Below are 22393 nucleotides of genomic sequence, written 5' to 3' on the forward strand. Positions count from 1 at the left end.
AAACCCGCACAAGGACGCCCCTCATGGCACAGAGCGCCACTCGTTTGCTTCGTCGTCTGAATCCCTACTGCGCCCAGGCACTGAGTGACGCGGCGTCGCTGTGTCAAAGCCGTGCCCACGGACATATCACCATCGAGCACTGGTTGCTCAAGTTGCTGGGGCAGGGCGAGGGCGACCTGACCGTCATCGCGCGCCGTTACGCGTGGGACCTGGAGGCGCTGTGGTGCGGCCTGCTCAACCACCTCGACAGCCTGCCGCGCAGCGTACAAGGCAAGCCGCAGTTGTCGGAGCCGTTGCAGGAACTGATCAGGAATGCCTGGTTGCGTGCTTCGCTGGATGACGACAACGACCGGCTGCGTTCCGCGCATCTATTGGGGGCGCTGATGGACGCGCCCGAACTGCTGGTTTGCGTAGAGGCCTGGCCATTGCTCAGCCTCAGCGAGACCCAATTGCAGCGTTTATTTGCCTTGCTGGATCAAACCTCCGAAGAGCGTCCCGAAGTGCAAGAGCACGTCGCGATGTGCGAGCCCACTGCCGTCCCCGAGAGTGCCAAACCCGATGCACGGCAGGCGCTGCTGGACAGATTCACCCAGGACCTGACCGCCCGGGCGCAGGAAGGGCAGATTGACCCGGTGTTCGGTCGCGACGATGAAATACGCCAAGTCATCGACATCCTCAGCCGTCGACGCAAGAACAACCCGATCCTGGTCGGCGAACCGGGCGTGGGTAAAACCGCGCTGGTGGAAGGCTTGGCGCTACGCATTGCCCAGGGCGACGTGCCCGACAGCCTCAAGTCGGTCAGCGTGCGGGCGCTGGACCTTGGCTTGCTGCAAGCCGGAGCCGGGGTCAAGGGTGAATTCGAACAGCGGCTGAAGAACGTCATCGAAGCCGTGCAGCAGTCCGAAACCCCGATCCTGCTTTTTATTGACGAAGCCCACACGCTGATCGGCGCCGGCAACCAGGCGGGCGGGACCGACGCGGCCAATCTGCTCAAGCCCGCACTGGCCCGTGGCGAACTGCGCACGATCGCCGCCACCACCTGGAGCGAATACAAACAATACTTCGAACGCGATGCGGCATTGGAGCGCCGTTTCCAAAAGGTCAAGGTCGACGAACCGGACGACGCCAACGCCTGCCTGATGTTGCGCGGCCTCAAGGCACGCTACGCCAGCCATCATGGCGTGCACATCCAGGATGGGGCGGTACGGGCGGCCGTCAGCCTGTCGCGGCGCTACCTCACCGGTCGCCAATTGCCGGACAAGGCGGTCGACCTGCTGGACACGGCCAGCGCACGGGTGCGCATGAGCGTGGATTGCGAGCCGCAGGCTTTGGTCCGCCTCAAGGCGCGGCAGGTTGCCCTGGAGCTGGAGCGCCAAGCGCTGGAAGAAGACCAGGGCCTTAGCGGCAACGTTGACACGGAGCGCCTGGCGCAAATCGCGGCGCAACACACTGAGTTGGAACATCAGCGAGTTGAGCGGGTGCGCGAATACATGCAGGTGCTCGATTTGTCCCAGCAACTGCTTGATGCCCGCGAGGCTGGAGTATCGCAGCAGCAAACGTGCGGGCAGTTGCAGCGACAGCTGGATGCAATCCAAGGCAATCGACCGCTGTTGTCCCTGGACGTCGACGCACGCAGCGTGGTTGAAGTGATTGCCGATTGGACCGGCGTACCCTTGGGCAGCCTGCTCAAGGATGAACAAGCCAACCTGCTGGAACTGGAACAGCAACTGGGCGAGCGCGTGATCGGCCAGGCCCCGGCACTTAATGCAATGGCCCAGCGCCTGCGTGCAGCCAAGGCCGGGCTTGCCGATGACAAGGGGCCCTTGGGTGTTTTCCTGTTGGTGGGCAGCAGCGGGGTCGGCAAGACCGAAACCGCCCTGGCCCTCGCCGACAGCCTGTTCGGTGGCGAAAAATCCCTTATCACCCTCAACCTTTCCGAGTACCAGGAAGCCCACACCGTCAGCCAACTCAAAGGCTCGCCACCGGGTTACGTCGGCTATGGGCAGGGCGGGGTGCTGACCGAAGCCGTGCGCCAGCGGCCCTATGGCGTCGTGCTGCTGGACGAGGTGGAAAAAGCCCACCGCGACGTTCTCAATCTGTTCTACCAAGTCTTCGATCGCGGCTTCATGCGTGATGGGGAAGGGCGCGAGATCGATTTTCGCAACACCGTCATCCTCATGACCTCCAACCTGGGCAGCGACCCATTGCAGGCCTGCTTGCAGGCGCAACCCGACGCGCCGGACAGCGTGCTGCATGAACTGATGCGACCGATCCTGCGTGAACATTTCCAGCCGGCCTTGCTGGCACGCTTCCAGACTCTCATCTACCGCCCCCTGCAAGAGGATGCCCTGCAACGCATCGTCGCGATCAAGCTGGGGCAGGTCGCCAAGCGTTTGCAGCGCCATTACGGTCTGGACTGCCAGATCGACGACGCTCTCAACCGGGCCCTGGTCGCCGCCTGCCTGCTGCCCGACACCGGGGCGCGCAACATCGACAGCCTGCTCAACGAACAGATCCTGCCGGTGCTGAGCCAACAGCTGCTGCAACGTCGGGCAGCGCAGTTGCGCACGCGGGGAGTGCACCTGGGTTATTGCCAGGAGGAGGGGATTACCCTGCGCTTCGTCGATGCTGCGGATGCCGCCGCCACGGAGGTCGCGCAATGAATACCGCCGTGCGCACCTTCTTCGACCACAGCCGCCACACCCTCAGCGTCTACGACCTCAAGGCCCGCCTCGACGTCCTGGCGTTCGTCGGCGAGGAGCACCTGAGCCGCCCCTACCATTACCGCATCGAGTTCACCTGCACCGAGCACGACCTGGTCCCCACCGACCTGCTCAAGCGGGACGCCCATTTCAGCCTGTACCCGATGCCGCCACCGCCGACACCGAAGGGCTTCAAGCCCCCGGTGATCAAGCCGCTGCGCACCTTCCACGGTGCGGTCACCGAGTTCAAGCGCCTGTCCGGTTCCCACGACGAAGCCCGCTACGAAATCACCCTGCAACCACGTTTCGCGCTGCTGGACCGGGGCAAACAGTTCCGCATCTACCAGTACCAGTCGGTGCCGGAGATCGTCGAACACATCCTGCGCACGCGCCACGATTTCCTCGGCCAGCACTTTTATTTCAATGTGGTGCGCAAATACCCTCGCCGCGAACAGGTCATGCAATACGACGAAAGCGACCTGGCGTTCATCGAGCGCCTGCTGGCCGAGGTCGGCATCTGGTATCGCATCGTCAGCGACGATCGCCTGGGCATCGACGTGGTGGAATTTCACGACGACCAGCGCCATTACCAACGCGGCGTCAAGTTGCCGTGTCGCCCTCCATCGGGTTTGACCAGCAACGGACAGGACGCGGTCTGGCAGCTGCAAACGGCCCACCAGGTGGTGGAAAAGAACATCAACTTTCGCGCCTATAACCACCGCGAGGCCTACGCGTTTCTGGACGGCGAAGTCGACCACACCCGAGGCGCCAAAGGCACCTACGGCGAGGCCTATCACTACGGCGAACCCTACACGGTGCTGGGCGAGCGCTACGCCCTGGACGAAGACCTGCAAAGCGAAAGCGGTTTTTTCTACGCCCGCCTGCGCCACGAACGCTACCTCAACGACCAGGTCCGCCTCAGCGGCACCACCACCAGCGCCACCCTGGCACCGGCGCAACTGCTCAAGATCACCGGCGGCGCACCCCAGGCCTTTGACCCCGGCGCGGTGATCGTCGGCCTGCGCACCGAAGCCGCCCGCGACCGCAGTTTCATCGCCACCTTCCAGGCCATTCCCTACTCGGAAACTGTGTGCTTTCGCCCAGCGCTGCTGCCCAAGCCACGCATCAGCGGCACCATTCCCGCCCGTATCAACCACCCGGAAACCAACCCGCCGTACGCCGACCTCGACTTCGAAGGCCGCTACAAGGTGCGCTTTCTGTTCGACCGCGACACCTGGGAATCCGCCCGCTCAAGCGCCTGGCTGCGCCTGGCCCGGCCCTATGGCGGCGATATCCACGGCCTGCATTTTCCGCTGCAGGCCGGCACCGAAGTGGCCGTCGCCTTCGAACAAGGCGACCCCGACCGCCCCTACATCGCCCACGCCCTGCACGACGACCGCCATCCAGACCTGGTCACTGCCCGCAACGAACGCCGCAACGTGCTGCGCACCCCGACCAACAACAAGTTGCGCATGGACGACACGCGGGGGCAGGAGCACGTCAAGCTCAGCACCGAGCACAGTGGCAAGAGCCAGTTGAACCTGGGGCATCTGGTGGATGCCGAGCGTAAGAAGCGGGGGGAAGGGTTTGAGTTGCGCACGGATGGCTGGGGGGCGATTCGTGCTGGCAAGGGGGTGTTTATCAGTGCGGATGAACAGGTCAAGGCCAAGGGCGACGTCCTGAGCATGGACCCGGCCAGCGCCCAGGTCGAAGGCGCCAAACAACAGATGGCCGACTGGCAAGACATCGCCCAGGCCCATCACAGCCGCAAGCCCGACCTGGGCGGCTTGCAGCAACTCCAGACCGACGCCAAAGACCTCAAGGCCGCCGCCATTTTGCTCAGCGCCCCCAAGGGCATCGGCGCGGTCACCCCGGCCAGCCTGCTGCTCAAAAGCGGTGACGCGTTCTACCTGCAAAGCCAGGACGAAATCAATCTCGCCGCCGCTAAACGTCTGTCGGCCCATGCCAACCAGGGGATTTCGCTGCTGGCCCAGCAGGAAGGCATGCGGCTGGTTTCGGGTAAGGGGCCGTTGGAAATCGAATCCCACGGTGATGTGTTGGATTTGAAAGCCCAGCAGGACATCAGCGTGCAGTCGGTGCAGGGGCATGTGCAGGTGACGGCCAAGAATGGGATCACCCTGGGGTGTGGGGGTGCCTATATCCGCATCACGCCTCAAGGCGAAATCCAGATCCATGGTCCTGGCCTGATCAGCATCAAAGGCAAGCACAGGCTCAACCGGCCAAGCAGCGAGACGTTCCCGCTGCCTGAGCTGCCCGGTTCAGTGTGCAAGGAGTGTTTGAAAAGGGCCCAAGCCGCCGCTCAAGGATTCATGCCCAGGGAGGTATCAGCATGACAACCATCCAACGCCATGCCTGGCTCGACTTGCTGGAGGTGTCTTGCGCCAAGGGCGGCATCAACCATCTCGACGTCATCGTGGATCAGGCCGCGAGCAACGCCCCGATATTACCCAGCGTGCTCAGCGTCGAGCCGCCGTTGCAGTGGCATTCGCTGTTCACCGGCCTGCCCGAGGAAGGCGCCGCCGAACTCGCGCCGCTGTTGCTGCGTGTCGAGCTGGCGCAGCCACTGCAACGGCAATGGCTGGGTGGCCTGATGCACGAGGCGCGCGGTCGTTCGCAACTGCTGGTGCTGGCCTCGCCCTGGCCGTTTCTGGCATTGGCCGAACACCTCGGCCGCTGCCTGGAAGCGACCAACGGTGGCTACACGGGGCTGCTGCGCTATTACGACCCGCGGCTGTTTGCGCTGCTGTTCAGCCATGTGCTGGAACCCGAACAGCAGCAGCTGTTGCTGCGTCCGGCGGTGTTCTGGAGTTGGCTGGATCGTGACGGCGTGCCTGGGCATTTGCCTGGCGTTCCGGGCGAGCCCTTGGACCCCGAGGACTTTTGCCTCTTGGACCTTAGCGACGACCAGTTGGAGGTTCTTGGCTGTGCCAGTGACGCGACCTTGGCAACGAGCAAGCTGCTTGCCGCACGTGCGCCGCATTGGGGTGCGGAAGAATATTTTCAACAGTGTTACGCCGCGATGCTCGCGGCCACCGAAGCGGGATTGCTTCTGGGGCCCGAGCGTGAGGCTTTTGTTCTTGAACGATTGCTGGCGCCTGAATGATGGGTCTTCAACGAAAGGGAAATGGCCTTATGCACACATTTTCGAGAGCCAGGCGGCCTGTTGCGATTGCCGCTGGCATGGCTGCAACTTTATTCGCTTCAGGTGCGCTGGCGAGCACCTTGGAAGCGATCAATCACACTCATTGGGCGATCAATCGTTTCAGTGTGGATGGTCGTTCGGGGGTCGACAGTATTGGGCCTTATCAGGGCGGAGGCGGAGGGTGTTGTTATGTCGCCCCTGCGCGTTGGCAGCCGGGTATGACAGTGCGGGTTGATTGGGAAACGGGAGTTGGTAGTTCAGCGGGGTATCCAGGTAGTGGCGATGAGGCCAAGTACGATGCCTGGTTTGACAATATCGATGCGCAAAAACGCCAGCACTCTAAACAAGTGGCTGTCCCGGACTACACCGGCAAAAAAGTCTGCGGCTTGACCGTGCATTTCCTCCCTTGCGACGACATCCGAGTCACCACGTCCTGCTACGCCTATGGCAGTCCGGAATACCCAATCAAGACCCCGCTTACTTTGCCGGAGCCTACGTCATGTCCGAAGTGAAACTATCCCATATTTACTACCCACCACCATTTCCGGTTAGAGACCGTTTGCCCAGCCGCGCCCAACAGGTTTATCAAAATATCAATCGCCAATGCGCCTTGGAGCAGGATTATCACGACGCCCTGTGCGTCGCCGCCGGGCGCAGGGTGATGCCGCCATGCTGCAAGACCGTGCACATCAGCCTGTTTTTCGACGGCACCGGCAATAACCTGAACAACGATTTGTACGAATCCGCGACGCCCCACCCGACCAACATTGCCCGGCTGTTTCGCGCCAGTATCGGCGCCGGCCATGCCGGCGGCACCGCCCACAGCGACCAGGCCGAACGCCTGGTCGACGCGGCGGGCACCGGCAACGGCCAGTATTTCAAGTACTACATGCCCGGCGTGGGCACCCCATTCCCAGAAGTCGGCGACCTCGATTACGGCGAAATGGGCTTGGCCACCGCCTGGTACGGCGAAGAGCGGATCAACTGGGGATTGATGATGCTCATCGATGCCCTGCGCCGCACGTTGGGCCAACCTCGCCTGGATAACACCGCGCTGCGAGCGTCGGTTAAAGCTATGGGCACGGCCCTGGGCCTGGGTTGGGGAACCGGTCACGCCAATCGCAGCCGCGAATTTCGCAAACAGCTGGAGGCATTGGCCAAACCCCTGCACCTGGCCCTGACCCAACCGCAGCCAGGCCAAGTCAAGCTGCTGGGGCTCAAGTTGTACGTTTATGGGTTTTCCCGTGGCGCGACGGCGGCGCGGGGTTTTGTCAGTTGGCTGGACCGATTGTTGTCCGACTCGGCGCTGACGCTGCCGATGTTGGATTTAAGGCTGCCCCTGAGCGTGGAATACCTGGGGTTGTTGGACACCGTGGCCTCGGTGGGCATCGCCGATATCATGCCCGGCGCACAGGGGCACATGAGCTGGGCCGATGGCAATCAACAACTGCCGGACAGCGGGCTGGTCAAGCGTTGCCTGCATCTGGTGGCGAGTCATGAGCAGCGGCTGTGTTTTCCGTTGGAATCCATTCGGCGTGAAAACGGTGAGTATCCGGCCAATAGCCAGGAGGTGCTGTATCCGGGTGTGCATTCGGATCAGGGTGGGGGGTATCCGCCGGGGGATCAGGGGAAGGCGATTGGTAGGGATGACCGTTTGCTACTGTCGCAGATTGCTCTAAACGATCTGTATGCCGATGCTTTTAATCACGGAGCTCCCTTGAAGGTTCCGGAGGATGCTCTACCGGTAGAGTTGCGTCATGAGCTCTGGCGTGCAATGTCCCCCGAAGTTGTTCGGGCGTTTGCAACGACGTCGACTCTCGCTGATCGCTTCAACGCTTGGCGCCAAGTCACCTTGGACCTGCCCGCTACAATCCAACCACTGCCCATCGAACAAATCGAAAACTATCAGCCTCTGCCAACCAACGTGAGCCTGGAAGAAGCCCTGTGCACGCAGTTGGACTGGATCACCGCCTGGCGCATCGACCGCTACGCCTTCGCCAGCCTCAAGCAGACACCCTTCTACCAACAAGCGAGCGATAAAGAAGCCGACCAAGCTGTTCGCCGTAAGGCGGAAGAAGATCGTGACAAACGACAACTGGCGATCGAACGAGAGCGCCTCCAGCAAAACGCCGCCGAACGCGTCCACCGTCTCCCAAAAAAACCGCTGAAACCCGGCGTCAAGGACTTCGACGCCGACATGGCGAAAACCCAGTTGCGCGAAGCGGCCGAAGAATTTGCGCAAGACTACCCGGGCGACGGTCGCCGGGCGCCGTTGGCCGTGCAGGTGCTGAGCCTGGCGCTGGTTGCCGACCAGGTGCTGTTCTGGGCCACCGCCCAGATCCGCGCCGAGCGTGAACGGATGAAAACCGCCGGCAAAAAGCTGGTCAGCCGGCTGTTCCCACCGCCCCAATCCCAGGTGAACCACCAGAACGAAACCTTTCGCGGCAACGTCGACGAAAGCCGCAACGCCAAGCAACCCGAAGGCTTATTGCGTGCGCTGTTCGACGACCACGTGCACGACTCACGTGCCTGGTTTCTCTATTCGTTCGGACGTGAACCCGGGGGCAGTTTCCTGCGCGACCGCATGGTGTTCTTTGGCGAAGCCAACAGCCGGGAAGTTGCGCTGTACAGCGAAAACCGCAAGGGCGAGTTGGCGCGGGTCACACCCCCCGCCAGCGACCCGGTGCCGTTGGTCATGGATGCCGAGCGCCTGGCACAAGCACAAAAGGACATCAACGAACTGTGGAAGGATTTTTATGCGCAGGCCAAGGAGACGAACGATGCGCCAAGCTGAACCTTTGCTTCGTCACGCTACACAAGGCGATTCTTCAGTGCCCCATTTCACTCCGAGGCATGCGCTGCTCGGCGCTTGTTGTGGCTTGCTCGTGGTGCTCGCATCCGGCGCCCAGGCCAGCACGCTCGAAGCCATCAATCACACCCATTGGGCGATCAATCGCTTCAGCGTTGATGGGCGCTCGGGAATCGACATCATCGGGCCCTATCAAGGGGGGGGGGGCGGTTGCTGCTATAACGCGCCATCACGCTGGCAACCAGATATGACTGTGCGGATCGACTGGGAGACCGGTGTGGCTTATTCCTACGACAATCCTGGTCTTGCCGATGAAGCCAAATACGATGCCTGGCTCGACAAGATCGACGCGCAAAAGAAGCGGCACAGCAAACAAGTCCCCATCCCCGACTACACCCACCAAAAAGTCTGCGGCTTGACCGTGCACTTCCTGCCCTGCGACGACATCCAGGTCACCACGTCCTGCCACACCTACGGCAGCCCCGAATACCCGATCAAGATCCCGCTCAACCTGCCGGTGCCTACGTCGTGCCCGCAGTCCTGACCATTACAAGGAGTTGAAAACCATGAAAGCCATTATTCGCCAAGGCGACACCCTCAAGGAATATGGAGGCGAGGTTCTGGAAGGCCACTACCTGTGCGATGACCTGGCCATCGCCTGCCAGGGCGACGCCGTGCGTTGCAATCTGCATGGCCGGACCGAGATTGCCGAGGGCAGTGACCTGATGGAGATCGACGGGTTCCCGGTGGCACTGGATGGCCATCGCTGCGGTTGCGATTGCACCTTGGTCAGTTCCATGCCCGATACGCAGGTGGCCTCATGAACCCGGTGCCGGAGTTCAGGCTTTGCTCTGTCGCACAGCCCCCCATTTATTCGCGCTGGCTGGTTAGTGGGGGAGTGCTGCTGGCCTCTCTGATTAGTACCAACGCGTTTTTAATGCACAACTCCTGGGGTTGGCCGTCACTTTTCGTATTTGTCGGATCGTCGCTAGGGCTACTCGTTTGGTTTTTCGCACTGCTGTTGCGCGTGTTGTACTTCCGGCTCGGCCAGAGCAACGAGCACTACTATGCCAAGAGGGCGCATCAGATGCAGCATGCCTGGTGGGCACATCATCGAGAAAAAGCCGCGTTGGTCGAGACCGTCCTGCTCGGGCCCGCCTGCCAGACTCAGGAACACAGGCAGAATCTGTTCAACCCGGACCAACCGCCGCCCACACCGCAGGAAACGCCCGAAGGCAGGGTGCTTCGTCTACTCCAGGTACACGGTGATGAACTAGCCGAGCGCGAGCGGCAACTGGCCGTTTTACTTGCCCTGCAATGGCATGAGCAGCAAACCGAGCCCATCGTGTTGAAGCCAGTTCATTGCTATTGGCAGGGTTCACTTGAGTCCTGGACAGCCTTCGTCGAACAGATGGCTCAATCCTGCCCGAAGGTTGAGCTGCCGGAGCGACCTCAGTCCTGGCAGGGCATGCGCAGCCTGGACTCCATCATCGACCAGTTGCAGGGCGCCCCTTCGGATGCACGCATCCTCTGTGGCGGTTGCCAATCCTCGCCAGCACAAAAGGACAGCCGTCTGCCGGCGGGCGAGGCGGCGCTGCTCTGGCTGTTGGGCCCTGAGCAAGGCACGAGTGTCTTGCGGGGGGAATGGTTCAGCGATCAAGAATCGCTGATGAAGGTGGCCGAACGAGCGCTGCAACAAAGCGAACTGCACAAGCCTGCCCGAGTGTGCGTGTCGTTCTCCCAACCCGATGTAGCCGATCTGCCCGCCATTGGCTGGAACACTCGGCAAAACGTGCAAGACCTCAATTTCGGCGCGCTGGCAAATCTGCAGGCCATGGTCGCGCAGACCCTCGCCGCCTGGTACGCCGAACAACACGGTGAGCCCTGTGCCTGGTTGGCTTGCGATCCTCATTACACCTTGGCCCTTGGAATTGTGAAACCCCATGACTCAAGCAGATGAACCTCTGAAAATTTCTTCATGGTTTACGGCACTCCTGTTGGCGTTGATCGTGGCAGTGTTTGTTGCCTTGGCAGGCGTGGGCTGGTGGCTATGGGCTGGGCAACCCCTCGACCGCGTTGTGCTGTCGGACCTGCTGCTCAAGGCAGTGTTCTGCTGGGCGCTGTTGTTCGCTATGGCGATATTGATGTGGCAAGCCATGCAGAACGGGATCAGGGTTTTGGTGGGCGGCACCCAGGTGACCCCATCACGACCTGAAGCCAGGACACCTGAATCGATAATTGGCGCGGAGCTGCGCGAACACCTACGCTTCCAATACGGCCCCCTCTGGCGCCACAAAGTCCGTCTCCTGCTCATCGTCGGCGAACCCGCCCAAATCGCCGCCATCGCCCCGGAACTGGAAAAAAAGAAATGGCTCGAAGGCGAACGCACCGTGCTCCTGTGGGGCGGCGGCCTTCAAGAACCCCTCAACACCCCACTGCTGAACCAATGGCTCACCCTGCGCCGTAGGCGGGCCTTCGATGGGGTGGTCTGGGCGCTGGATAAACCGCAAAGCACCGACGACGCGGCGATGGCCAAGGCCCTGCGGCACTTGCACGACCTGGCGCGGCGGATGCGGCGGCAGTTACCCTTGCATGTGTGGCAGGTTTGCGAGAGCGCCTGGCCGCAGGACAAGCGCGAGACCCAGCCGGTGGGGTGTTTGTTGCCGGCGCGGGTCACGGCGCCGATGTTGGAGACGAGCCTGCGCAACCTGCTGGGCCCCTTGCGTCATGAGGGGCTGGAGCAGATGCAGGTCAACAAGCAGATGCACCACGATTTCCTGCTGCGCCTGTCCCGGGATCTGAAGGTCGATGGCATTGCCCATTGGCGTCAGGCGTTGGCACCGTTGTGGGGTGGGATGAACCCGGGCGTGCTGCTGCGCGGGCTGTGGTTCAGCCTGCCGCTGCCCGTGGCGCACAGCAGTGAAAACCTGCACTTCTGGTGGCCGGATCCGGCCTGGCATGGCGTGCAGCGCGACAAGGCGGTCGGCGCTCGCCTGGGCTGGGGCGTACCGCGAGTCGCTTATGCGCTGTTCATGGGCCTGGCATTGGTGGGCATCGCGGGGACGGTGCTGTCCTTCGTGAGTAATCGGGCGCAGATCGTCCAGGTGCAGTCCGTGTTGGCGACGTTGCAGCAATCGTCCCAGGGCGATGAACACCTGTTGGCACTCAATGAACTGGTGCACCAGTTGGCGCGCCTGGATCACCGCGTCGTACACGGTGCGCCGTGGTACCAGCGCTTTGGTTTGAACCGCAATGAAACATTGCTCGAAGCGCTGTGGCCCCGTTACGTCGAAGCCAATAACCGCCTGGTCCGCGACCCGGCGGCGGCCCGTTTGCGCGAGCAATTGAGCGCGTTGGTCCAGCTCGCGCCAGGCAGCCCCGAACGCATCGAGCGCACCCGTGACGCCTACGATCAGCTCAAGGCGTACCTGATGATGGCGCGCCCGGAAAAAGCCGAGGTGGACCTGTTGGTCAAGACCCTGGGCCACGTCGATCCCACGCGTGACGGCATCTCTCCTGGTTTTTGGCAAACTTTCGCACCGAACCTGTGGCAGTTCTATGCCGAGCAATTGCCCGCGCACCCGGACTGGCGCATCGAGGCCGACCCACGTTTGGTGGCACAGGTGCGCCAGGTGTTGCTCGACCAGATGGGCCAACGCAACGCCGAGGCCGGCCTGTACAAACGCGTGCTCGACGAGGCCGCCCAGCATTATCCGGCCCTGGGCCTGCAACAGATGGTCGGCGACACCGAGGCCGCCGCGCTGTTTTCCAGCAAGGCCCGTGTGCCAGGTGTATTCACTCGCCAGGCCTGGGAGGGTCAGGTGCGCCGGGCCATCGATGAAATCGCCCAGGCGCGCCGTGAAGAAATCGACTGGGTGCTCAGCGACAAACCCGGCGATATTGATGACCGCTTGACCCCCGACGTGCTCAAGGCGCGCCTGACCGAGCGCTATTTTCAGGATTACGCCAGCGCCTGGCTGGGGTTTCTCAATAGCCTGCGTGCCAATCAAGCAAAAAGCCTGGATGGGGTGATCGACCAACTGACGCTGATGAGTGACGTGCGCCAATCGCCGCTGATCGCGCTGATCAACACCCTGGCCTACCAAGGGCAGGCCGGCACTCGCGGTCAGGCCTTGGGCGACTCGCTGATGAAGTCCGCGCAAAAGCTGATCGGACCGGACAAGGCGCCGGTGATCGATCAACTCGTGGATTTGCCGGGCGGCCCGCTGGATGCCACCTTCGGGCCGCTGCTGACACTGGTCAAGGGCGGCAATGACACTTTGAGCCTCCAGGCCTACCTCACCCAAGTAACCCGCGTGCGCCTGAAACTGCAACAAGTCAGCAGCGCCAGCGACCCGCTGGAAATGACCCAGGCCTTGGCCCAGACGGTGTTCCAGGGCCGGGGCATCGACCTGACCGACACCCAATCCTATGGCCGGCTGATGGCCGCCAGCCTCGGCGCGCAATGGGCCGGCATCGGCGAGACGCTGTTCGTGCAGCCGCTGGAACAGGCCTGGCAGCGCGTGCTGCAACCCTCGGCGGCAGGGCTCAACAGTCAGTGGCAGCGCTCGATCGTCGCGCATTGGAACACCGCCTTCACCGGCCGTTATCCGTTCGCCGCGACCGCCAGCGATGCCTCGTTGCCGATGCTGGGGCAGATGATCCGCGCCGACACGGGGCGCATCGAACGCTTCCTGCACAGCCAGTTGAGCGGCGTGCTGCGCAAGGAGGGCAACCGCTGGGTGGCCGATCCGCGCCATGGTCGAGGCTTGCGGGTCAATCCCAAGTTCCTCGCGGCAATCAACCAACTGAGCGACTTGGCCGACGTGCTCTTCACCGACGGCAACCTGGGATTGAGTTTTGAGCTGAGCGGCAAAGGCGTGCGCGATGTGGTGCAGACCACCTTCATCCTCAACGGTGAAAAACACGAGTACTTCAACCAGAAGGAACGCTGGCAGCGCTTCGGCTGGCCGGGACGCAGCGACTACCCCGGCGTGAGCCTGACCTGGACCAGCGTCCACACCGGCGAGCGGTTGTTTGCGGATTACGCCGGCACGTGGGGACTGATCCGCTTGCTTGAGCAGGCCACATTTACCGCATTGGATGACGGCGACAGCCGCTACCGAATGGTGCTCAAGGCCCCCGATGGGCTGGGCTTGACCTGGCACTTGCGCACCGAGCTGGACGCCGGGCCGATGGCGTTGCTCAGGCTGCGAGGGTTTACGTTGCCGGGGCAGGTGTTTCTCACCGAGGGCGGGGCAGCGGCGGGCTATGCGCGCAACGAGCGATTCGAATGAGCCTGCAGAGCTTGATCGCCCGCTGCCTGGGCAAGCGCGACCCACTGTCGATTGCCCGCGAGCAAATGTCCCGTTGGCAACCCTGGCTACAGCCCATCAGCGATGCGTCTCCCGTGGGCGACGACCCTGGTTACGACGATGACTTCCAGCACATGCGCGAAGAAGTCGACAAGTTGTCCGGTGCCGATGCCGAACGAGTGATCCAGCTGGCTGAAAAGCTACTGACCAAGTCCTGTAAGGATCTGCGCGTGGCCACTTATTACTTGTGGGCGCGTTTGCACAGGGACGGTGAGGCGGGGCTGGCCGATGGCCTGAGCCTGCTGGCGGCCCTGGTGGAGCGGTTCGCCGAGACGGTGCTGCCCGTACGGCCCAACAGTCGAAAGATGGCGTTGCAGTGGCTGGCCGGTAGCAAGGTGCTGGATACCTTATCGCTGTATCCGGAGGTGGTGAAGGCCGAAGCCGAGCGCACCGTCGCGGCGTTGGTCTGGCTGGAGCAGGGTCTCGGTTCATGGTCGCAAGATCAACGTCCGTGCCTGGGCCCTTTGTACGCCGCGCTCTCGGCCCGGCTGGCGCAGTCTGGAGGCATGGAGGCATTGGTCCCGCAAAACACGGCCAGCCAGGAATCGAATGGGGCGTCGCCCGCTACGACAATCAGATCAGGTCGGGACCTGCTGGACAACGGCCGGGCCTTGGCCGGTTATCTGCGCGATCAGCCCCAAGGATGGTTGGCAGCCCATCGACTGATGAAGAGCCTGCGCTGGGACACGATACATCAAGCGCCACCCCAGGCTGCCGATGGCAACACCCGTTTGGCGCCGCCGCGCGCAGACCATCGGGCGCAACTCAAGCGTTTGTATCTGCAACAAGGCTGGAGTGAGTTGCTCGATCAGGTGGAACGGATCTATGCCGAAGGCGTGAACCATTTCTGGCTGGACTTGCAGTGGTACGTGTACCAGGCGCTGAGCAAACAACCCGCGCCCCAGGATCGCTGGGCCGATATTACCCAGCGTGACCTGGGCATGCTCCTCGATCGGTTGCCGGGGCTGGAGCTGTTGTGCTGGAGCGACGGGACGCCCTTCGCCGATGAAACCACCCGTGAATGGATCGTCCAGCACGTCATCGGCAATCGTCCCCAACAATGGTTGCCTGCTCCATCGCCCGCACCGAGCATCGGCGATGCCGACATTTTATCGCTGCAAAGCGAAGCGTTGGCCCAGGCTGACAGGGAAGGGGTCGAGCAGGCATTGGCCTGGCTGGCGGCGCGCCCGGACATTCATAGCGCACGCCAACGCTGGTTGTTGCGCTTGTTGATGGCTCGGGTGGCCGAGCAGTTTGGCAAAACTGACTTGGCGATTCATTTGCTGGGGGAGTTGGATACCGCCGCACAGCACCACGACCTGCGCGTGTGGGAGCCCGAGTTGTATTTCGAGGTCAAGGCTCGCCTGCTCAAGTTGCTGCGCTTGAAAGCCCAGCGCAACGACGCTGATAAACCGGCATTGGCCCGACGCATGGAAGCCTTGTTGGCGGCCCTGGTGGCCATCGATCCGGTACGTGCCGCAGTGCTTTGCGGTTGACACCTATTGATCAGGATTCTTTATGGACATGGACAATCTGACACTGCGCTATTTCGACGCCGAAATGCGCTACCTGCGCGAAGCCGGCAAGGAGTTCGCCGAAGCGTTCCCGGACCGGGCGGCGCACCTCAACCTGGACAAACCGGGGGCGCAAGATCCTTATGTCGAGCGCTTGTTCGAGGGTTTTGCCTTTCTGATGGGGCGTCTGCGCGAAAAGCTCGACGATGATCTGCCCGAGCTGACCGAAGGCCTGGTCAGTCTGCTGTGGCCGCATTATTTGCGGACCATTCCGTCGCTATCGATCGTCGAGCTGGCGCCCGATCTCACGCAGATCAAGCGCAGTGAACGGATCGCCCAGGGCTTCGAGATCCTGTCGCAACCCATCGGGTCGCAGCGCACTTGCTGCCGCTACACCACCACGCAAGACCTGACGCTGCAGCCGCTGGCGCTGACCGCTGTAGAGCGTGCCCATGAACTCAATGGCCGCTCGCTGCTGCGCCTGCGGTTTGCCCGTAGCGCGTCCGTTGATTGGGCGCATATCGACCTGGGCCGCTTGCCGCTGTACCTGAACGCCGATGCACCGCTGGCCAGCGCCTTGCACCAAGCCCTGGCCTTGAACCAGCAGGCGATGTATGTACGCTGGCCCGGCCAGTCGGCGCGAAAGCCTGTAGACGGGTATTTTGCGGCCAAGGGGTTTGCCGACGAAGATCGACTGTGGCCCAAGGGTGACAGCGCTTTCAGCGGCTATCAGCTGCTGCTGGAGTACTTCACGTTCCGTGAAAAATTCATGTTCGTCACCCTCTGCGGGTTGGATCAACTGGAGATCGAGCCCGGAGCCCCTTGGTTCGAGCTTGAAGTGGTGCTGCGTGAACCCTGGCCTCATACATTCGACCTGAGCACTGAACATATCCGCCTGCACGCGGTGCCGGTGATCAATCTGTTTGTGCTGGAATCCGATCCTATGGCGCTGGATCCTCTGCAAACCGATTACCTGCTGCGGCCCATGCGCTTGCAGGATGGTCATTTGGAAATCTATTCGGTGGACCAGGTCACCGCATCGAAGGGTGTCGAGCGCCTGGACTACGTGCCCTTCACCAGCTTTCGCCACAAGGGCGGGATGTTGCGTGATGAGGCACCGGAACGTTATTTCCATACTCGCTTGAAGCGGGCCGCCAATGGCTTGCATGACATGTGGCTGATCCTGGGCGGCGAAGGCTTCGATGAGGATCGACTGGGCACCGGTCAGTGCTTGTCGTTACGTTTGACCGGCACCCACGGTCAATTGCCTCGCAAAGCGTTGCAGAGCACGTTGCTCGACACGGTGGTGCAGTCCACCCAGTTCGGTCTACGGGTACGCAATCTCTGTGCACCGACGCTGCCGTGCTACCCGCCGAACCGCGACCGTTTTCACTGGCGCATCCTCAGCCACCTGGGCTCCAACTTCTTGCCAATGCTCGACAATGCCGAAGTGCTACGCGGAACGCTGGCGTTGTATGACTGGACGGGCAGCGAGCTGAATCGGCGTCGCCTGGCGGCGATCATCGAAGTGAGTCATCACCTGATCCAACGCTTCGAAAAAGGCTTTCTGCTGCGCGGCGTGGATATCGAAATCACCCTGGATGCCAATGGCTTTTCGGGGGAGGGCGATATCAACCTGTTCGGCGAAATGCTCAACCGCTTCTTTGCGCTCTACGCCGATATCCATTTGTTCACCCAGCTCACGCTGATTCTTCAACCTACTGGAGCGCGCCTGCGATGGAGCGAGAACCACAGTCAGCGGATTCCCGGTTGAACACCGATGGTTTGCTGAACAGATTGCAGGAGCGGGCAGCCGAGGCCAGCCTGTACCGGTTTTGCCAATTGCTGGAACAAGCATCGCCCGCGGACCCTCTCCTGGGCAGCACCGCTCGCCCGGCGGACGACCCGGTGCGCTTTCGGCCCGATCCGGGCATGGGCTTTCCCGCCGGCGAGCTGAAAGCGATCGAGTTCGATAGAGAGAATCCGCAACGCCCGGCGACGGTACGCACCCGCCTGCTGGGCTTGTACGGTGTCGACTCGCCGATGCCGACGGCATTTGTCGATGACATCGCTCAACATCGGGAAGGGCATGAGGCACTGGAGGCCTTCCTCGATATTTTCAATCACCGGATCTTTACCCAGTTCTACCGGATCTGGCGCAAGTATTCCTATCCGGCCACTTTCCAGGCAGGCGGCACGGACGAAACATCGCGATGCCTGTTGGGCTTGATCGGACTGGGTATTCCCGGAACCGCCCGACGTGTCGCGACCCCGATTTCGCGTTTCCTTGCGTTGCTCAGTGTCATGCGCTTACCGACTCGTAATGCCGAGGGCATCGAGGCGTTGGTCAAGCTGTTGGCCGCCAATACCCGGGTGCGGATTACCTCGCACTGTCCACAGGAAATTTCCTTGTCCCACCCGGCCAGCCTTTGCCCGACCCGCCCGGTGAACCTGTCCCAGGGCACGCCGCTGGGCAATGTCGGACGGGACGTCAACAGCCAGTTGCAACTGGTGCTATCCACCGATGACGAGCGAGAGGCCAACGGCTGGTTGCCCGGAGGCACGCTGCACAGCGACCTGCTGGTACTGCTGCGGGTGTACCTGGGTTGGCGTTGCAATGCAGTGCTGAAATTGACGCTCGCGGTGAACAGCTTGCCTGCCCCGGTATTGGGCAATGTCCCGATACGACTGGGCATGACCGGTGTTCTGGGCTTGGGTACTGACGCCTGGCAAGCGACGGAACACGACACTCTCACAATCAACCTGGGCCGCTACCAAGGCCTTTCGACCCATCCACGGATCAGGAAAACACAGCATGTCACGTACCGTTTTTAACGTGTTGATACTCACACTGTCCGCCGTATCGCTTGGCGGCTGTGGCTTGGCCCAGACCGTCAAGCAAGGTACCGCATCCACGGCCGGGACGATTTTCAATAAGCAGGTGAAAACCTTGCACCTGGATTTCAATGCTCGCGCGACGTTGAACACCGACACTGCGGACATGAATGCATTGTCGCTGCCGACCCTGGTGCGGGTGTATCAGCTGCGCGACAGCAAAGCGCTGGACCGAGCGACATACGAGGGGCTGGTGAGCGGTGACGAGGGCGTGCTCGAAGGGGCATTGCTGGACAAGCGCGCCGTGGTAGTGAAACCCGGAACAGGGGCGCAGTTGAGTGTGCCGATGGACCCGCAGGCACGGGTGGTCGCGCTGGTGGGTTTGTTTCGCAGCCCTGATGCTCAACTGGACACTTGGCGCCTGATGCTGACACGCGATGAATTGGACCCGGATCGGGCCCGGCTCATCGAGATGGGTGACAACCAATTGTCCTTGCGTCCCTTGGTGAAGGAGTGAGCCATGACCGATCCAAACCCCTCGCTCTACGAAATGCTGCTGCAGAACTTCAACGGTGACCTGGACCTGTATCGCGTCAGCGAGCAAGACCAGCACACGCTGTCGGTCCTGGACAACCTGCAACGTATCCTGAACAGTCGGGCAGGGGCGCTCAGTCATTTGCCGGATTACGGGCTGCCGGATATGGGGACCATTCTGCAGGGGCTGCCAGCGACTGCCCAGACCTTGATGGGAGCCATGACCGACACCTTGCTCAAATACGAACCACGGCTGATGGCGCTTGCCATCGAATTGTTGCCACAGGTGCTGCCGGGGCATTTGGAGTGTGTCCTGGACGTGCAATTGAAAGGAGGGCAACGGGTAAGGTTCGGGACGACCCTGAAGCCGCAAGGCAAAGCCCTGGTGCGTCACCTCGAGGAGCAACACTCCCTATCGGATAACGGAAGGGAAGCGGGATGAGCGCGCTGTTTGAAGTGCATGTTCGCATCGGCGGTGATCCGCGTGACTACGCTGAATTCGCCGCCCTGCGCGAGGAGTTGGCCAAGCTGGGCCATCGCGCCTGTCCCGATGTGGATTGGCAAAAAGTGGAGCAGTTGTGCCTTGTGCTATTGCAATTGAACGGGGCGGAACTGCAAACCGTGAGTTTCTATGCGCTGGCTCGTAGTCAGCGTCATGGTTTGGATGGCATGGTCCAAGGCGTGAGACTGCTCAAGACCCTCATTGGCCAATGGTCGAGTCTATGGCCGGCGTCGGTGTCAGTGCGCTTGGATATCCTCGGGTGGTTGTTTGCCCAACTGCATACGCTGCTGCGTAGCCTGGCATTGACGAACTGCAATCCGCGCACATTGCTGGAGTTGGACAATGCGTTGACATGCCTGAATGAGCGCTTGGTCAGCCACACAGCCACGCCGTTGATGACACTCCGGGCTTTGCAGCAGCAGGTCGATAGCCTGATCCAGCGTTTGACGCGGATCGATTTTGGCGTCGAAACGGCGTTGCTGCCCATCAGCGTATCGGCGCCGGCATTTGCGATGCCGATCATGATCCTGCCGCCGCCGGACATGAAAACCGGCAAGAGGCGTTTGATGCTGTGACTGTGCATATCGGCGCTTCTGCTTGCCTTGGTCGTTGGGGGCGCCTGGCGCACAGGGTTATTGGAAGCGCAGAGAGATGTCGTCTTGCCCGATCCGGTGCGCCTGGACAGCCTGTCACTGTTCGACGCTGGCAGTGCGGAGCTTAAGCCTGGCTCGACCGACGTACTGGTCAAGGCTCTGGTCGATATCAAGGCCCAACCAGGCTGGCTGATCCTCATTGCCGGGCACACTGATGCGACAGGCTCGGTCGAGCAGAACCTGCAACTGTCATACGCCCGCGCTTCAGCCGTGCGCGAATGGATGCAACGTGTGGGGAGCATCGCCGCCGATTGCTTCGCCGTACAGGGTTTCGCCGCCAACCAACCGATTGCAGGTAACGACACCGAGGCCGGGCGGATCGCCAATCGGCGTGTTGATATTCGCCTGGTACCCCAAGCGGGGGCTTGTGAGCGTTCCGCAACCGCGCCTGCAGATGAAGCTCGTTCTATGTGAAGCAAGCTTTTGATGGCCGGAAAACAGGACGCGTTTTTTGTAAGGCATCAGCGTGAATTCCTACAAAAAACAACGGATAGCCCGTTTTATTGCGCTTATGCTAACGAGCCGTCATGCAAGGTTTCGCATAACCAAGGAGAACAGGAATGGGATGGAAGGGAACTGTGCGTTCGCTGCAGGCCTCGGCAAGACGAGCGGAGCGCAACGCCCATCGGCGGCAGCGGGAACTAGAGCGTCAAAGCAAGGAATACGCTCGCATGGAGGAGCTTGAGCAAGCGGCGTACGAAGTTGAGGTGTATGAAAATCACCTGGACGTTCTTCTTTCCGTGCACAAGGAGTGCAGTGAACCCATCCAATGGAAGCAGGTTCTCGCCAAGCCCGAGCCAGTGCAACCTCAGAAAAGCGACACGCTTGCCCTGGCCGCAATGCACGCATCAACCAGCTATCGCCCCGGATTTTGGGTTCGTTTGTTTAAACTTGAGGCCCGGCAGCGAGGAAACTTGATGGCGAAGATTGCGAACGCTCAGGTCGCAGACGAAAACCGGTTCCAGGCAGAGTTGGAGGTGTGGAAAGCAGCTCACGCCGACTGGAAAGAAGAACAAGATCTCGCCAAACGTATCCTCGAAGGTGATCGGCAGGCAAAGTTCGATGCTGTTGAAGTATTTGAGCCTTTTGCAGAAATTTCGTATCTCGGATCAGCCATTAAATTGGTCATTCAGGAGGATGGCATTCCCGAGGCTCGCCTGTCGATTCATGGCGCCCATGTTATTCCGACGGAGATCAAGGGCTTGCTCAAAAGTGGCAAATTGTCCACCAAGGTAATGCCCTTGGGGCGATTCAACGAGCTTCATCAGGATTACGTTTGTAGTTGCGCGCTGCGCGTTGGGCGAGAGCTCTTGGCCATCCTTCCAGATGACCTGATTCTCGTCACCGCGCTGGATAAGGTGCTCAACAGTTCAACAGGGTACCTGGAGGAACGACCGATTCTCAGTGCTGCTTTTTCGCGTGCTACTGTCGATACGCTCAATCTCGATGCAATCGATCCGTCTGATGCAATGAAAAATTTTGTGCATAACATGATTTTCAAAAAGAACGTCGGCTTTTCGCCGGTGGATGCATTGGATGCGACGCAATTTTCCGTAAATGCGTAGATGCCGGTAGCGAACCCCGAGAGATGCTAATTTGTGACCGTGTCGCGCCGTCGGTCACAAGTTGTCAACGATCTTCAGGATGCGTAAGCTGCCCCCATGAACCAGCCATCCCTACCTTCGCCCAGTACCCGCGGCCCAGTCGATCATGACATTCGCCACCAGATTGTCGCGGCGGCCAATGAGCATTTCAGTCAATACGGTTATGGCAAGACCACGGTGTCCGACCTGGCCAAGGCCATCGGTTTCTCCAAGGCCTACATCTACAAGTTCTTCGACTCCAAGCAGGCGATTGGCGAGGCCATCTGTAGCCAGTGCCTGGCCGAAATCGTCGCGGCGGTGGAGCAGGCCATCAGCGAAGAGGGGCTTTCGGCGACAGAGCGTTTTCGCCGCTTGGTCAAGGCCCTGATCACTACGGGTGTGAACCTGTTTTTCAATGATCGCAAGCTCTATGACATTGCGGCGTTTTCCGCGTCGGAGCGCTGGCCCAGTTCGCAAGTCTATAACGCACGGATCAAGAACTTCGTGCTGCAGATCGTGCGTGAGGGGCGGGAGCTTGGAGAGTTCGAGCGCAAGACGCCATTGGATGAGACGGTCGACGCGATCCATCTGGCGCTGCGGCCGTTCGTCAATCCTTTGCTGTTGCAACACAACCTCGATTACGTCGACGACGCCCCCACGCTTACCTGCAATCTCATCTTGCGTAGCCTCATGCCGTGAGCGTTGGCTGACGGTAACCGCGCA

Annotated in this window: 18 protein-coding genes; all 18 read left to right on the top strand. The window is 61.2% G+C overall.

The genetic code is table 11. From position 1 onward, the window contains the following. The first annotated feature begins 23 nt into the window (after window positions 1–23). The 18 genes from tssH (at window position 24) to J3P88_RS15860 (ending at window position 22369) form a co-directional block, all read left to right on the top strand. Window positions 24–2663, top strand: a complete 2640-nt coding sequence (gene tssH / locus J3P88_RS15775; protein WP_434570070.1) for a type VI secretion system ATPase TssH — start codon at window positions 24–26, stop codon at window positions 2661–2663. Next, complete coding sequence (locus tag J3P88_RS15780) at window positions 2660–5056, top strand: type VI secretion system Vgr family protein (protein WP_434570072.1); 2397 nt, start codon at window positions 2660–2662, stop codon at window positions 5054–5056. Before tssH ends, J3P88_RS15780 begins: the two co-directional genes overlap by 4 nt. Then, entirely contained in the window at window positions 5053–5826 is a 774-nt protein-coding gene (locus tag J3P88_RS15785; RefSeq protein WP_434570074.1) for a DUF4123 domain-containing protein, read from the top strand. The genes J3P88_RS15780 and J3P88_RS15785 overlap by 4 nt, the downstream gene beginning before the upstream one ends. Window positions 5827–5903: 77 nt before the next feature. Continuing rightward, on the top strand, window positions 5904–6377 hold the full coding sequence (locus tag J3P88_RS15790; RefSeq protein ID WP_434576481.1) for a DUF3304 domain-containing protein: 474 nt from the start codon (window positions 5904–5906) through the stop codon (window positions 6375–6377). Beyond that, window positions 6365–8659 (top strand): T6SS phospholipase effector Tle1-like catalytic domain-containing protein, encoded by a 2295-nt coding sequence (locus tag J3P88_RS15795; protein ID WP_434570076.1) that lies wholly within the window; start codon window positions 6365–6367, stop codon window positions 8657–8659. The genes J3P88_RS15790 and J3P88_RS15795 overlap by 13 nt, the downstream gene beginning before the upstream one ends. Next, complete coding sequence (locus tag J3P88_RS15800; RefSeq protein ID WP_434570078.1) at window positions 8646–9218, top strand: DUF3304 domain-containing protein; 573 nt, start codon at window positions 8646–8648, stop codon at window positions 9216–9218. The genes J3P88_RS15795 and J3P88_RS15800 overlap by 14 nt, the downstream gene beginning before the upstream one ends. Window positions 9219–9240: 22 nt before the next feature. Beyond that, entirely contained in the window at window positions 9241–9498 is a 258-nt protein-coding gene (locus tag J3P88_RS15805; RefSeq protein WP_434570080.1) for a PAAR domain-containing protein, read from the top strand. Next, on the top strand, window positions 9495–10634 hold the full coding sequence (locus J3P88_RS15810) for a hypothetical protein (protein ID WP_434570082.1): 1140 nt from the start codon (window positions 9495–9497) through the stop codon (window positions 10632–10634). Before J3P88_RS15805 ends, J3P88_RS15810 begins: the two co-directional genes overlap by 4 nt. Next, on the top strand, window positions 10618–13971 hold the full coding sequence (locus J3P88_RS15815) for an ImcF-related family protein (RefSeq protein ID WP_434570084.1): 3354 nt from the start codon (window positions 10618–10620) through the stop codon (window positions 13969–13971). The genes J3P88_RS15810 and J3P88_RS15815 overlap by 17 nt, the downstream gene beginning before the upstream one ends. After that, window positions 13968–15545, top strand: a complete 1578-nt coding sequence (gene tssA / locus J3P88_RS15820) for a type VI secretion system protein TssA (protein ID WP_434570086.1) — start codon at window positions 13968–13970, stop codon at window positions 15543–15545. The genes J3P88_RS15815 and tssA overlap by 4 nt, the downstream gene beginning before the upstream one ends. Before the next feature lie 22 nt (window positions 15546–15567). Then, entirely contained in the window at window positions 15568–17337 is a 1770-nt protein-coding gene (gene tssF / locus J3P88_RS15825) for a type VI secretion system baseplate subunit TssF (protein WP_434570087.1), read from the top strand. Beyond that, window positions 17301–18398 (top strand): type VI secretion system baseplate subunit TssG, encoded by a 1098-nt coding sequence (gene tssG, locus J3P88_RS15830; RefSeq protein ID WP_434570089.1) that lies wholly within the window; start codon window positions 17301–17303, stop codon window positions 18396–18398. The genes tssF and tssG overlap by 37 nt, the downstream gene beginning before the upstream one ends. Then, window positions 18379–18915, top strand: coding sequence for a type VI secretion system lipoprotein TssJ (tssJ, locus tag J3P88_RS15835; protein WP_434570091.1), 537 nt, complete (start codon window positions 18379–18381; stop codon window positions 18913–18915). The genes tssG and tssJ overlap by 20 nt, the downstream gene beginning before the upstream one ends. Before the next feature lie 3 nt (window positions 18916–18918). Next, on the top strand, window positions 18919–19374 hold the full coding sequence (tssE, locus tag J3P88_RS15840) for a type VI secretion system baseplate subunit TssE (RefSeq protein ID WP_434570093.1): 456 nt from the start codon (window positions 18919–18921) through the stop codon (window positions 19372–19374). Next, window positions 19371–20009: a type VI secretion system ImpA family N-terminal domain-containing protein gene (locus J3P88_RS15845; protein WP_434570095.1), complete on the top strand. Its 639-nt coding sequence runs from the start codon at window positions 19371–19373 to the stop codon at window positions 20007–20009. The genes tssE and J3P88_RS15845 overlap by 4 nt, the downstream gene beginning before the upstream one ends. 84 nt (window positions 20010–20093) lie before the next feature. Beyond that, on the top strand, window positions 20094–20501 hold the full coding sequence (locus tag J3P88_RS15850; RefSeq protein ID WP_434570097.1) for an OmpA family protein: 408 nt from the start codon (window positions 20094–20096) through the stop codon (window positions 20499–20501). Between the two features lie 146 nt (window positions 20502–20647). Then, complete coding sequence (locus J3P88_RS15855) at window positions 20648–21652, top strand: hypothetical protein (RefSeq protein WP_434570099.1); 1005 nt, start codon at window positions 20648–20650, stop codon at window positions 21650–21652. Window positions 21653–21748: 96 nt separating this feature from the next. Beyond that, on the top strand, window positions 21749–22369 hold the full coding sequence (locus J3P88_RS15860) for a TetR/AcrR family transcriptional regulator (protein ID WP_186706707.1): 621 nt from the start codon (window positions 21749–21751) through the stop codon (window positions 22367–22369). Window positions 22370–22393: the final 24 nt, after the last annotated feature.

Origin of the sequence: Pseudomonas sp. Z3-6, from assembly GCF_051131985.1 — a bacterium.
Taxonomy (GTDB): Bacteria; Pseudomonadota; Gammaproteobacteria; order Pseudomonadales; family Pseudomonadaceae; genus Aquipseudomonas; species Aquipseudomonas zanjanensis.

Coding starts and splice junctions, on each gene's coding strand:
- tssH (WP_434570070.1), top strand. CDS start 24: ATGGCACAGAGCGCCACTCGTTTGCTTCGTCGTCTGAATCCCTACTGC.
- J3P88_RS15780 (WP_434570072.1), top strand. CDS start 2,660: ATGAATACCGCCGTGCGCACCTTCTTCGACCACAGCCGCCACACCCTC.
- J3P88_RS15785 (WP_434570074.1), top strand. CDS start 5,053: ATGACAACCATCCAACGCCATGCCTGGCTCGACTTGCTGGAGGTGTCT.
- J3P88_RS15790 (WP_434576481.1), top strand. CDS start 5,904: ATGGCTGCAACTTTATTCGCTTCAGGTGCGCTGGCGAGCACCTTGGAA.
- J3P88_RS15795 (WP_434570076.1), top strand. CDS start 6,365: ATGTCCGAAGTGAAACTATCCCATATTTACTACCCACCACCATTTCCG.
- J3P88_RS15800 (WP_434570078.1), top strand. CDS start 8,646: ATGCGCCAAGCTGAACCTTTGCTTCGTCACGCTACACAAGGCGATTCT.
- J3P88_RS15805 (WP_434570080.1), top strand. CDS start 9,241: ATGAAAGCCATTATTCGCCAAGGCGACACCCTCAAGGAATATGGAGGC.
- J3P88_RS15810 (WP_434570082.1), top strand. CDS start 9,495: ATGAACCCGGTGCCGGAGTTCAGGCTTTGCTCTGTCGCACAGCCCCCC.
- J3P88_RS15815 (WP_434570084.1), top strand. CDS start 10,618: ATGACTCAAGCAGATGAACCTCTGAAAATTTCTTCATGGTTTACGGCA.
- tssA (WP_434570086.1), top strand. CDS start 13,968: ATGAGCCTGCAGAGCTTGATCGCCCGCTGCCTGGGCAAGCGCGACCCA.
- tssF (WP_434570087.1), top strand. CDS start 15,568: ATGGACATGGACAATCTGACACTGCGCTATTTCGACGCCGAAATGCGC.
- tssG (WP_434570089.1), top strand. CDS start 17,301: ATGGAGCGAGAACCACAGTCAGCGGATTCCCGGTTGAACACCGATGGT.
- tssJ (WP_434570091.1), top strand. CDS start 18,379: ATGTCACGTACCGTTTTTAACGTGTTGATACTCACACTGTCCGCCGTA.
- tssE (WP_434570093.1), top strand. CDS start 18,919: ATGACCGATCCAAACCCCTCGCTCTACGAAATGCTGCTGCAGAACTTC.
- J3P88_RS15845 (WP_434570095.1), top strand. CDS start 19,371: ATGAGCGCGCTGTTTGAAGTGCATGTTCGCATCGGCGGTGATCCGCGT.
- J3P88_RS15855 (WP_434570099.1), top strand. CDS start 20,648: ATGGGATGGAAGGGAACTGTGCGTTCGCTGCAGGCCTCGGCAAGACGA.
- J3P88_RS15860 (WP_186706707.1), top strand. CDS start 21,749: ATGAACCAGCCATCCCTACCTTCGCCCAGTACCCGCGGCCCAGTCGAT.